The sequence below is a fragment of the Acidovorax sp. KPB24-03 genome, assembly GCF_057546605.1.
On sequence record NZ_BAAJYR010000100.1, the window covers coordinates 1 to 12,036 of the forward strand.

10 protein-coding genes and 1 pseudogene are annotated in these 12,036 nt (G+C 67.0%); 2 read left to right on the top strand and 9 right to left on the bottom strand.

All coding sequences use genetic code 11. The features are described from left to right. The 9 genes and pseudogenes from AC27KI_RS12685 to AC27KI_RS12725 all read right to left on the bottom strand — a co-directional run. Positions 1–180, bottom strand: a pseudogene (locus tag AC27KI_RS12685) (tripartite tricarboxylate transporter substrate binding protein); the annotation flags it as partial. A 210-nt stretch (positions 181–390) separates the two neighbouring features. After that, positions 391–1,380, bottom strand: coding sequence for a tripartite tricarboxylate transporter substrate-binding protein (locus AC27KI_RS12690; RefSeq protein ID WP_487089593.1), 990 nt, complete (start codon positions 1,378–1,380; stop codon positions 391–393). A gap of 183 nt (positions 1,381–1,563) precedes the next feature. Continuing rightward, positions 1,564–2,811: a phenylacetate--CoA ligase family protein gene (locus AC27KI_RS12695; RefSeq protein WP_272567046.1), complete on the bottom strand. Its 1,248-nt coding sequence runs from the start codon at positions 2,809–2,811 to the stop codon at positions 1,564–1,566. Positions 2,812–2,918: 107 nt separating this feature from the next. Continuing rightward, positions 2,919–3,728 carry an ABC transporter ATP-binding protein gene (locus AC27KI_RS12700; protein WP_272567047.1) on the bottom strand — a complete coding sequence of 270 codons (810 nt, stop codon included), beginning with the start codon at positions 3,726–3,728 and terminating at the stop codon, positions 2,919–2,921. A gap of 206 nt (positions 3,729–3,934) precedes the next feature. Next, on the bottom strand, positions 3,935–5,260 hold the full coding sequence (locus tag AC27KI_RS12705) for an ABC transporter substrate-binding protein (protein WP_487114078.1): 1,326 nt from the start codon (positions 5,258–5,260) through the stop codon (positions 3,935–3,937). 53 nt (positions 5,261–5,313) lie between these two features. After that, positions 5,314–6,390: a branched-chain amino acid ABC transporter permease gene (locus AC27KI_RS12710; RefSeq protein WP_487114080.1), complete on the bottom strand. Its 1,077-nt coding sequence runs from the start codon at positions 6,388–6,390 to the stop codon at positions 5,314–5,316. A 31-nt stretch (positions 6,391–6,421) separates the two neighbouring features. After that, on the bottom strand, positions 6,422–7,351 hold the full coding sequence (locus AC27KI_RS12715) for a branched-chain amino acid ABC transporter permease (protein ID WP_487114082.1): 930 nt from the start codon (positions 7,349–7,351) through the stop codon (positions 6,422–6,424). A 16-nt stretch (positions 7,352–7,367) separates the two neighbouring features. Further along, entirely contained in the window at positions 7,368–8,153 is a 786-nt protein-coding gene (locus tag AC27KI_RS12720) for an ABC transporter ATP-binding protein (RefSeq protein WP_487114084.1), read from the bottom strand. A gap of 23 nt (positions 8,154–8,176) precedes the next feature. Then, positions 8,177–10,123: an AMP-dependent synthetase/ligase gene (locus tag AC27KI_RS12725; protein ID WP_487114086.1), complete on the bottom strand. Its 1,947-nt coding sequence runs from the start codon at positions 10,121–10,123 to the stop codon at positions 8,177–8,179. 270 nt (positions 10,124–10,393) lie between these two features. On the opposite strand from AC27KI_RS12725, the gene AC27KI_RS12730 reads away from it, so the two are divergent. Both AC27KI_RS12730 and AC27KI_RS12735 read left to right on the top strand, forming a co-directional pair. Further along, complete coding sequence (locus AC27KI_RS12730; RefSeq protein ID WP_487114088.1) at positions 10,394–11,566, top strand: ATP-binding protein; 1,173 nt, start codon at positions 10,394–10,396, stop codon at positions 11,564–11,566. Positions 11,567–11,619: 53 nt separating this feature from the next. Next, on the top strand, positions 11,620–12,036 hold a 417-nt coding region (locus AC27KI_RS12735), incomplete at its 3' end, for an ExeA family protein (RefSeq protein WP_487114090.1).

The following is a 12,036-nucleotide window of genomic DNA, read 5'->3' on the forward strand; positions in this document are numbered from 1 at the left end:
GGCGAACGGCACGACGATGCGCACCGGCTTGGTGGGCCATGCGCCGGACTGGGCATGGGCGCCGGGCATCGCGTTCCAAAGGCCGGCGGCCAGCAGCAGGGCGGCGAGCGCCAGCGCGCGGCGGCGCGGCGTGGCAAGGGGCTGGCGAAGGGTCTTGGACGGGGTGGCGGAAAAGCGCATGGGGATCGGTCCTTGGGGCTGGCGGTCAATCCCCCGTTGTAGGCGCCGCTGCGCGAGGCGGGCAGAGGGATGACCCGTAGGCCGGAGCGCGTTCCACGCCTCGCAAAATGCACGCCCCAAGAAGAAAACCGCCCCGGGGCGCAAGGCCTGGGGCGGTCGGGGCGATGCGCGGGCGCTGCGTGTGGCGCAGTGCCCGGCCCGTCAGTGGGATCAGTCGGCGTAGGTGCCGGCGGCCTTGATGATGGGGCCCCACTTGTCGATCTCGGCCTGCACGAACTTCTTGTGCTCGGCGGGTTCGACGCGCTGGTCGGCCGCCACCACGGCGCCCAGGCCTTCCTGCTTCTTGATGAAGTCGGGGTCCTTCAGCGCGGCCTTCAGGGCGTCGTTGAGCTTCTTGAGCACGTCGGCGGGCGTGCCCTTGGGCGCGTACAGGCCGTGCCAGATCGTGACCTGGAAGTCCTTCACGCCGGACTCGGCCAGCGTGGGCAGGTCCTTGAGGGATGGCGTGGTGAGGCGCTTGGGCGTGGTGACCGCGTAGGCCTTGACCTTCTTGGCCTCGATCTGCGAGGTGGTGTTGGTGGTCTGGTCGCACAGCAGGTCGATCTGGCCACCGATCAGGTCGGTGATGGCGGGTGCCGTGCCCTTGTAGGGCACGGGGGTCATCTCGACCTTGATCGCGCTCTGGTACAGCAGGCCGCACAGGTGGGACGCGGCGCCCAGGCCCGCATGGCCCAGGTTGATCTTGCCCTTGTTCTGCTCGATCCAGGTGGCCAGTTCCTTGTAGTTGTTGGCGGGCAGCGTGGGCTTAGCGATGAGCGTCATGGGCACGTCGTTCACGACGCCCAGGTATTCAAAGTCGTTGGGCACGCTGAACGGCAGCTTGCGGTACAGCGCCGGCATGGTGGCCATGGCGATGTGGTTGAGCAGCAGGGTATAGCCGTCGGCACTGGCGCGCGCCACCTTGGCGGTGCCGATGCTGCTGCCTGCGCCCGCGGCGTTGTCGATCACCACGCTCACCCCACCCAGCGGCTTGCGCATGGCCTCCGCCAGATCGCGTGCCACGCGGTCGGTCGGGCCGCCGGCGGCGAAAGGAACGACGATCGTGACCGTCTTGTCCTTGGAGGGAAAACCCTGCGCCTGCGCGCCGAAAGCGGCGGCCACGGCAACGGCCACCAGTGCGGTCTTGAATGTAGTTTTCATGAGGTTCCTTTGAAAAGACGCGCCATGATAGCCACCGGTTTTTACACCGCCATCAAGGTAATTACTTAGCAGTAACGTGTAGGGGTTTAAAGGTTTATAGACCTGCAGCGCTGGTCTGTATTGGTTTTTCAGCTATTAATATGGGAGCGGCAAGTGCGACGATGCAGTGGGCGGCTGCCGGGCTCATCGATAGCTGCGTGCGTCCTCGATCACACGGCCGTCGTTGGGCAGCGTGCCGGGGGCCACCATCTCGACCTCGCCGCGCAGCTTGGTCTGCTCGCGCATCGCTTCGGCCAATTGCACGGCCAGGCCGGCGGCGGTCTCGGTGGTTTCCACGCGCAGCAGCATCTGGTCGCTGGCCATCTCGCCGCTCACCACCAGGCGCGCGCGCAGCACCTGCGGAAAGCGCCGCACGATGTCGGCCACCTGGCCGGGGTGCACGAACATGCCGCGCACCTTGGTGGTCTGATCGGCCCGGCCCATCCAGCCCTGGATGCGGGTGTTGGTGCGGCCGGTGGGGCAGGTGCCCGGCAGCACGGCCGAGAGGTCACCCGTGCCGAAGCGGATCAGCGGGTAGTCGGGGTTGAGCGTGGTCACCACCAGTTCGCCCACCTCGCCTTCGGGCACCGGGTCGCCGGTGCCGGGCCGCACGATCTCCACGATCACGCCCTCGTCCAGCACCAGGCCTTCGCGCGCAGTGGTTTCGTAAGCGATCAGGCCCAGGTCGGCCGTGGCATAGCACTGGTAGCCGGCCACGCCCCGCCCGGCCAGCCAGTCGCGCAGCGAGGGCGGAAACGCCTCGCCCGAGACCAGGGCCTTGCCCACGCTGGGGAGCGGCGTGCCGAGCTCGGCCGCCTTGTCCAGCAGGATCTTGAGAAAGCTCGGCGTACCGATGTAGCCCGCGGGTTTCAGTTCGGCCATGGCCTGCACCTGCTGCTCGGTCTGGCCCGTGCCGCCCGGGAACACCGAGCAGCCCAGTGCATGGGCGCCGGTTTCCATCATCGAGCCGGCGGGCACGAAGTGGTAGCTGAAGCTGTTGTGGATCAGCTCGCCGGGCCGAAAGCCGGCGGCGTGGATGGCGCGCGCCATGCGCCAGTAGTCGCGCCGCGTGCCCTCCGGTTCGTACAGCGTGCCGGGGCTGGCGAACACGCGCGGCATGGCGGCGCCGAACGACAGCGCGCTGAATCCGCCGAACACGTTGGTGGCACGGCCGGCCTGCTGGCGCGCGAGCAGCTCGTGCTTGCGCGTGACCGGCAAGGTGGCCAGCGCCTGGCGCGTGGCGATGCCCGCCGGATCGATGCCCTGCAGGATGCCGGCGAACGCGGGCGAGGCCCGCTGCGCATGCGCCACCTGCGCGGGCAGCGCGGCCATCAATGCGCTTTCGCGGGCTTCGGGCGGGCGGGTTTCGAGGTCGTCGTAGAAAACGCTCATGGATATACCTCCGGGGTGCACGTTCTGGGAGTGCTGGGGATGGGAGACAGGCAAATGGTGGGCTGGACTGCGCCGCGCGGTCGCGGCGCGCCGGATTCGCGGTGGACCTAGGCCAGCCAGCGCTTGCGGCGCTTGTAGCTCTTGACGTCCTTGAAGCTCTTGCGCTCGCCGCCGCCGACGCCCAGGTAGAACTCCTTCACGTCCTCGTTGTTGGCCAGGTCGCTCGCCGCGCCGTCCATCACCACGCGGCCGCTTTCCATGATGTAGCCGTAGTCCGAGTATTTGAGCGCCATGTTGGTGTTCTGCTCGGCCAGCAGGAAGGTCACCTTTTCCTTGGTGTTGAGGTCCTTCACGATGTTGAAGACCTCCTCCACGATCTGCGGCGCCAGGCCCATCGAGGGCTCGTCGAGCAGCACCATGCTGGGGTTGGCCATGAGCGCGCGGCCGATGGCGCACATCTGCTGCTCGCCGCCCGAGGTGTAGGCGGCCTGCGAGGTGCGGCGGGTCTTCAGGCGCGGGAAGTACGCGTACACCTTCTCCAGGTTGGCCGCAATCTCGGCGCGGCTGGTGCGGGTGTACGAGCCCGTCATCAGGTTCTCTTCGATGGTGAGGTGGGCGAAACAGTGGCGCCCCTCCATCACCTGCACCACGCCGCGCTGCACGAGGTCGGCGGGCGAGAGGTTCTCGATGCGCTCGCCCCGCAGCTCGATGCTGCCCTTGGTGACCGCGCCGCGCTCGCCCTGCAGCAGGTTGGAGATGGCGCGCAGCGTGGTGGTCTTGCCCGCGCCGTTGCCACCCAGGATGGCGACGATGCCGCCTTCGGGCACCTGCAGCGAGACGCCCTTGAGCACGAGGATCACGTGGTTGTAGATGACCTCGATGCCGTTGACGTTCAGGACGATGTTTCTGGGTTCCATGGTGTTGCCTTCGCTGTGCCAATCGAAAGCGCTGCGGTGCAACGCTTTCGATTGGCGGCTGTGAACACAGCCTCAAAAAAACGGCGCGCCCCACGCCAGCAGACGCCGCGCAAGGGCCGCCCCGCGGCGCTGGCGTCGTCCCCCTTCCGCTTCGCGCAGCGAAGCCAGAGAAGGGGGAAGCCGCGCAGCGGCTCAGGGGGTTGTCCTTAGCTCTGGCAGTCGGCCGCATCCCGCCGCGTCATCTTCTTGTCGGCCAGGTACTTGTCGGAGCCGGCCTTGATCATGGGTTTCAGGATCTGCTCGTCGGCCTGGTACCAGTCGGAGGAGAAGTCCCACTTCTTGCCGTCCCAGGTGTGCACGCGCGACCAGGTGGAGCCCATGTGGTCGGAGCAGCTCGTGGACAGCGGCCGCATGATCCCGTTGAAGCCCAGCGCGTCGAGCTTCTTCTGATCGAGCGCGAGGTTCTCCATGCCCCAGCGCACCTGCTCGCCGGTCATGACCTTGCCCTTGCCGAAGCGCTCCTGCGCGCGGCGCACGGCCTCGACGGCCAGCATCTGGATGATCACGCCGCGCGTGTACAGCACCGATCCCACCTCGTCCTTTGGCCCCGTGCCCTGGCCCTTTTCGTGCACGTTCTTCAGGATGTCCTGGATCACCTTGGACTGCGTGCCGTAGCCGTTCAGCGCCAGCGCGTGGTAGCCCTTGGCGCCTTCACCCACGTCGCGCACGTCCGGCTCGGCGCCGGCCCACCACACGCCATAGAGCTTGTCGCGCGGGAAGCCCGTGGCCTGCGCTTCCTTCAGGGCGGTGGAGTTCATCACGCCCCAGCCCCACAGCAGCACGTAGTCGGGGCGACTCTGGCGCACCTGCAGCCAGGTGGCCTTCTGCTCCACGCCGGGGGCGGTCACGGGCAGCATCTGCAGCTCGAAGCCGTGCATCCTGGCGCGCTCCTGCAGCACCGGAATGGGCTCCTTGCCGAACGGGCTGTCGTGATAGACCAGCGCGATCTTCTTGCCCTTGAGCTTGTCCAGCCCGCCGGCCTGCTTGCCGATGTGCTGGATCAGGATGTCGGCGCCCGTCCAGTAGCTGCCCATGAAGGGGAAGTTCCACTTGAAGGCCATGCCGTCCTGCGCGACCGACAGGCCGTAGCCCAGCGTCATCAGCGGGATCTTGTCCACCGGGGCCTTTTCGGTCAGCGCGAAGGTGATGCCGGTGGCCTGCGGATCGAACAGCGCCACGCCGGGCCGGCCCTTCAGGCGCTCGTAGCACTCCACGCCGCGGTCGGTGGCGTAGCCGGTCTCGCATTCCTCGAACGTGAGCTTGACGCCGTTCACGCCGCCGTCGCGCGCGTTGATCATCTTGATGTAGTCCTGCTTGCCGTTGGCCCACGGCACGCCGTTGGGCGCATACGGCCCCGTGCGGTACGACAGCAGCGGAAAGAACTGCTCCTTGGCCTGCGCGACGGCGCTGGTCGCCACGGACACACTGCCTGCCGCCACGAGGGCGGCGATCACGAGTTTCGAAAGCTTCATTTGTCTCTCCTTGGAAATTGAATGGATTGAAGCGCGGGGGGGAACCGGGTGGATCAGTGTGGGAAGGGCCACAGGCGCAGCTTTTGCTTGGCCGTGGACCACAGCTTGGCCAGGCCGTGCGGCTCGACGATGAGGAACCACACGATGAGCGCGCCGAAGATCATCAGCTCGGCGTGCGACACGCCGGCCGTGGAGATGTTGATGCCGAACAGGCCCATCAGCGCGGGCAGGAACTGGTTGAGCACGATGGGCAGCACCACGATGAAGGCCGCGCCAAAGAAGCCGCCCATGATCGAGCCCAGCCCGCCGATGATCACCATGAACAGCAGCCGGAACGACACCTCCACCGAGAACGCCGCAGGCTCCCACGCGCCCAGGTGCACGAAGGCCCACAGCGCGCCGGCCATGCCCACGATGAACGAGCTGACGGCGAAGGCGCTGAGCTTGGCGTACATGGGACGGATGCCGATCACCGCGGCGGCCACGTCCATGTCGCGGATGGCCATCCACTCGCGGCCCACCGCGCCGCGCACCAGGTTCTTGGCCAGCAGCGCCACCACCACGAGCAGTGCGAGGCAAAAGAGGTACTTGGACTGCGCGCTCTCGATGGGCATACCGAACACCTGCAGTCCGTTGACCGACACCGAGCCCGAGTCGGAGTTGTTGGTGAACCACTTGATGCGCAGGAACATCCAGTCGCTGAAGAACTGCGCCGCCAGCGTGGCCACCGCCAGGTACAGGCCCTTCACGCGCAGGCTGGGCAGGCCGAAGAGGATGCCGAAGAAAGTGGCGCACAGCCCGCCCAGCACGATGGCCGGAATGAGCGGCAGGCCCGGCACGCGCACGAAGAAGTTGTAGGCCCCGTAGGCGCCCACGGCCATGAAGGCCCCCGAGCCCAGCGAGATCTGCCCGCAGTAGCCCACGAGGATGTTCACGCCCAGCGCGGCCATGGACATGATGACCAGCGGGATCAGGATCGCGCGGAAGAAATAGTCGCTCGCCAGCATCGGCACGGCGATGAAGGCCACGGCCAGCAGCACCACCATGGCGATGCGGTCCTGCGCGATGGGAAAGATCTGCTGGTCGGCGCGGTAGCTGGTCTTGAACTGGCCGTTTTCGCGGTAGAGCATGGCGTGTCTCCTGTGTTCTTGTCGTTATGGGTTACACGCGGTCAATGATCTTCTCTCCGAACAAGCCCTGGGGCCTGAAGAGGAGAAAGACCAGCGCCAGCACGTACGCGAACCAGATCTCGATGCCGCCGCCCACGAAGGGCCCCAGGTACACCTCGGAGAGCTTCTCGCCCACGCCGATGATCAGCCCGCCGATGATGGCCCCCGGCACCGAGGTGAGGCCGCCCAGGATCACCACCGGCAGCGCGCGCAGCGCCACCGTGGTGAGCGAGAACTGCACGCCCAGCTTGCTGCCCCAGATCATTCCGGCCACCAGCGCCACCACGCCCGCCACGCACCACACGATCACCCAGATGCGGTTGAGCGGAATGCCGATGGACTGCGCCGCCTGGTGGTCGTCGGCCACGGCGCGCAGCGCGCGGCCGGTGGAGGTCTTCTGAAAGAAGATGCTCAGCAGGATCACCAGCCCCGCGGCGATGGCGGCGGCGATCACGTCTTCCTTGTTGATGAGCACGCCGCCCTCGAACATCGACTCGAGGGCGAAGATCGGCTCCTTGGGCATGCCGATGTCGATCTTGTAGATGTCGCTGCCGAACATCGTCTGGCCCAGGCCTTCGAGGAAGTAGGTGATGCCCAGCGTGGCCATGAGCAGCGTGGCGCCTTCCTGGTTGACCAGGTGGCGCAGCACCAGCCGCTCGATGCACCAGGCCACCACGAACATGAGCGCGCCGGCCAGGATGAAGGCCGCGATGCCGGCCAGGAGCCGGCTGTCGATGCCGGTCCATTGGGGAATCCATTCGGACAGCCGGGCCATCGCGAGCGCCGCGAACAGCACCATCGCGCCCTGCGCGAAGTTGAAGACGCCCGAGGCCTTGTAGATCAGCACGAAGCCCAGGGCCACCAGCGAATACAGCATGCCCGCCATCAGGCCGCCGATCAGGGTTTCGAGAAAGAAAGCCATGGTGTGTTTTCTCCGGTCAGTGCGAGGTGCCGAGATAGGCGCTGATCACGTCGTCGTTGCTGCGCACTTCATCGGGCGTGCCATCGCCGATCTTCTTGCCGTAGTCGAGCACGACCACGCGGTCGGAGATGTCCATCACCACGCCCATGTCGTGCTCGATGAGCACGATGTTGGTGCCGAACTCGTCGTTCACGTCGAGGATGAAGCGGCACATGTCCTGCTTTTCCTCCACGTTCATGCCGGCCATGGGCTCGTCCAGCAGCAGCACCTGCGGCTCCATCGCCAGGGCCCGGCCCAGGTCCACGCGCTTTTGCAGGCCGTAGGGCAGTTGGCCCACGGGCGTCTTGCGCCAGGCCTGGATCTCCAGGAAATCGATGATGCGTTCGACGAACGCGCGGTGGCGCATCTCCTCGCGCTCGGCCGGGCCGATGCGCAGCGCCTGCAGGAAGAGGTTGCTCTTGATCTTGAGGTTGCGCCCCGACATGATGTTGTCGATCACGCTCATGCCCTTGAACAGCGCCAGGTTCTGGAAGGTGCGCGCCACGCCCATCTCGGCCACCTGGCGCGAGTTCATGTGCGAGAACGTCTTGCCCCGGAAGGTGATGGAGCCGTCCTGCGGCGCATAGACGCCGTTGATGCAGTTGAGCATCGAGCTCTTGCCCGCGCCGTTGGGGCCGATGATGGCGCGGATCTCGTGCTCGCGCACGTTGAACGAGATGTCGGTGAGCGCTTTCACGCCCCCGAACCGTAGGCTGATGTTCTGGACGTCGAGGATGACGTCGCCGATCTTCTTGGTGGTCATGGTGGGGTCTTGCGGCGTTGCGTTCAGGCGGCCTGCTTCGTGGGGGCGAAGGTCCGGGCGTCGTCGAGCTTGAGCGTGGCGCTCACGCTGCCCGTGCGGCCGTCCTCGAACTTGACCTGCGTCTCGATGAACTGTTCGGTGCGGCCGGCGTACAGCGCCTCCACCAGCGTGCCGTACTTGTCGGCGATGAAGCCGCGGCGGACCTTGTTGGTGCGCGTGAGCTCGCCGTCGTCGGCATCCAGTTCCTTGTGCAGCACGAGAAAGCGGCTGATCTGGCTGCCCGCCAGCAGCGCATCGCCTGCGAGGTCGGCGTTCACCTTCTCCACGCAGTCGCGGATCAGCTCGTACACCTCGGGCTTTTGCGCCAGGTCGGTGTAGCCCGCGTAGGGCAGGTTGCGGCGCTCTGCCCAGTTGCCCACGGCGTCGAAGTCGATGTTGACCATGGCGCACACCTTCTCGCGCCGGTCGCCCAGGGCCACGGCCTCCTTGATGTACGGAAAGAACTTGAGCTTGTTCTCCACGTACTTGGGCGCGAACATGGCACCGTCGTTGGCGCCGCCCTGGATGCGGCCCACGTCCTTCACGCGGTCGATGATCTTGAGGTGGCCGTGCGCATCGAGAAAGCCTGCATCGCTCGTGCGATACCAGCCGTCGGCCGTGAGCACCTCGGCCGTGGCGGTGGGGTTCTTGTAGTACTCCTTGAGCAGGCCGGCGGACTTGACGAGGATCTCGCCGTTATCGGCCACCTGGATCTGCACGCCGCGGATCGGCACGCCCACGGTGTCGGCGCGCGCCTGGTGGTCGGGCTGCAGGCACACGAACACCGCCGTCTCGGTGGAGCCGTACAGCTGCTTCAAGTTGATGCCGATCGAGCGGTAGAAGGTGAACAGGTCCGGCCCGATGGCCTCGCCGGCCGTGTAGGCCACCCGCACGCGCGAAAAGCCCAGGTTGTTGCGCAGCGGCCCATAGACCAGCAGGTCGCCCAGCGCGTACTTGATGCGGTCCAGCAGGCCCACGGGCTGGCCGTCCATGCGCGCCGGGCCCACGCGGCGGGCCACCGCCATGCAGGCGTGGAACATCTTGCGCTTGAGCGCGCCCGCGTCTTCCATGCGGATCATCACGCTGGTGAGCAGGCCCTCGAAGATGCGCGGCGGGGCGAAGTAGTAGGTGGGGCCGACCTCCTTCAGGTCGATGGAGACGGTGCCGGCCGACTCGGGGCAGTTCACCACGTAGCCGCAGGCCAGCCACTGCGAGTAGCTGAAGATGTTCTGCCCGATCCACGCGGGCGGCAGGTAGGCCAGCACCTCCTCGGCGGACGTCAGGCGGTCGAACTCGGCGCCGGCCTGCGCGCGGTCGAGCAAGGTGGCGTGCGTGTGCACCACGCCCTTGGGGTTGCCCGTGGTGCCCGAGGTGAAGAACATGGCCGCCACGTCGCCGGGCTGCACCCGGTCGACCTGCGCGCGGAACCAGCCGGGGTTCTGCGCCACCAAGGCGGTGCCGGCCTCGACCAGGGCATCGAGCGACGCCAGGCCCGGCTCGCTGTAGTTGCGCAGGCCGCGCGGATCGTCGAAATACAGGTGCGACAGGGCGGGGCACTGCGCGCGGATCTCCAGCAGCTTGTCCACCTGCTCCTGGTCTTCCACCACGCAAAAGCGCACCTCGGCGTTGTTCAGGGGGTAGATGCATTCGGCGGCCACCGCATCCTGGTACAGCGGCACGGGAATGGCACCCAGCGACTGCGCCGCGAGCATGGTGGCATACAGGCGCGGGCGGTTGGCGCCCACCACCACCAGGTGCTCGCCCGCGTGCAGCCCGGCCTGGTGCAGGCCGGCGCACAGCGTCTCCACCATGGCGGCCAGGCCCGACCAGGTGTGGGTCTGCCAGATGCCGTATTCCTTTTCGCGCAGCGCCGCGTCGGTGGGCCGTTCGGCGGCGTGCCGCAGCAGCAGTTGGGGGAAGGTGGTCGTCATGCCTGTTCCTACCGGTGGTGTCCGCCGAGGCTGCTGGCGGGGCGCGCAGCCATGCAAGGGAGATGCAACGGATGGTAGGAACCGCTTTGACGTCTTCTTGTCTTGCCGACGACAATTTGCGGGAAACTCCTGACGGGTGTAACCCTGCCCGCGATGAAGGCCGATCACGGGCTCGCCAAAGGGCGGTCAGTCGAGGCGCCATCCAGAAATATCCCTGTTTATCCCATTTTGTATAAACTATCTTTTCGGAGATAAAAGAGGATATTTGCGATGATTGCCTTCCAACGGACCGCCCTGGCACAAGCGCTGGTGTCCGCGCTGCAGGGCAAGGCGTTGCTGGGCGATGCCCACAACGGGCTGTTCCTGGCCGCGCCGCGCCGCACCGGCAAATCCACCTTCCTTCAAGGGGACCTGCGTCCGGCCCTGGAGGCCGCGGGCGTGGTGGTGGTCTATGTGGACCTGTGGGCCGACGCTCGGCGCGATCCGGGTGGTTTGATCGCGGAAGCCATCGCCCGCGCACTGGAGCCCCGGCTGGGCCTCGTCGCACGCTCTGCCAGAAAGGCCGGCCTGGACAAGGTGAAGGTCGGCGGGCTGGAGGTGGACACCAGCAAGATCGGCAAGGTGGATGGCCTGACCTTGACCGATGCCCTGCGCCTTCTGCACGAACGGGCGGGCCAGCCCGTGGCGTTGATCATCGACGAGGCGCAGCACGCTTTGACCAGCGAAGCCGGCGAGGCCGCGATGACCGCCCTGAAATCGGCCCGCGACCAGCTCAACCGGCCCGGGGCGGTGAACCTGATGCTCGTCATGTCGGGCTCGGACCGCGACAAGCTGCTGCGTTTGGTGAACACAGCGGCAGCCCCGTTCTACGGATCCCAGATCCAGCGCATGCCTCCTCTGGGTCCCGATTTCATCGCCCATGTGGCCGCCTTGATCGAAGCCCAGCGGCCCGAACTGAAGCCGGTCGATCAGGCTGCGCTGCAGCAGGCGTTCGAGGTTTTCGGCGACCGCCCGCAGTTCTTCATGGCCGCCCTGGGACAGGTGTTGAGCCCCCTGGCGGCGCTGACCGGGCGCTTCGAGCCCGCGCTGCTGCAAGCCGCGCAGCAGCAGCAGGCGCAGGACGAAGCGCAGATGGAGTCCGACTACCTCGGCCTCAAGCCGACCGAGCAGGCCGTGCTGTGGCGCATGCTGGAGCAGGGCCCGCGCTTTCGCCCCTACGATGCCGAAGCCCTGCGCTTTTACCGGGACAACGCCGGCCACCCGGTGACGGTGCCGCAGGCCCAGAAAGCGCTGGAGGCGCTGCGCCAGCGCATGCCCGCGCTGGTGTGGAAATCGGCGCGCGGCGAATACGCGGCCATGCACCGCTGGTTCGAGGCCCGGGCCGTTGCGGGCCGCTGGCCGCCCGCCCCACTGCAGGGCCTGCTGCCGCTGCAAGACGATTGACCCGCGCGCCGGCCGCAGGGCGATCGCCACGGCAGGGCGGTATCCTTGCCGCCATGTACGCCCCGTTTTTCGGCCTGGAGCACGCGCCGTTTTCCATCGCCCCCGACCCGCGCTATCTGTTCATGAGCGACCGCCACCGCGAGGCGCTGGCGCACCTGCTCTACGGCCTGGACGCCGGTGGCGGCTTCGTGCTGCTGACGGGCGAGATCGGCACCGGCAAGACCACGGTGTGCCGGTGCTTCCTGGAGCAGATCCCGGCGCACTGCAACGTGGCCTACATCTTCAATCCGCGGCTCACGGTGGGCGAGCTGCTGCGCTCCATCTGCGACGAGTTCGGCGTGGCGCACACCCCGGCGGTGCCGGGCTCCGAGACGGTCAAGGACTGCATCGACCCGTTGAATGCCTTCCTGCTGCAGGCCCATGCGGCGGGCCGCAACAACGTGCTCATCATCGACGAGGCGCAGAACCTC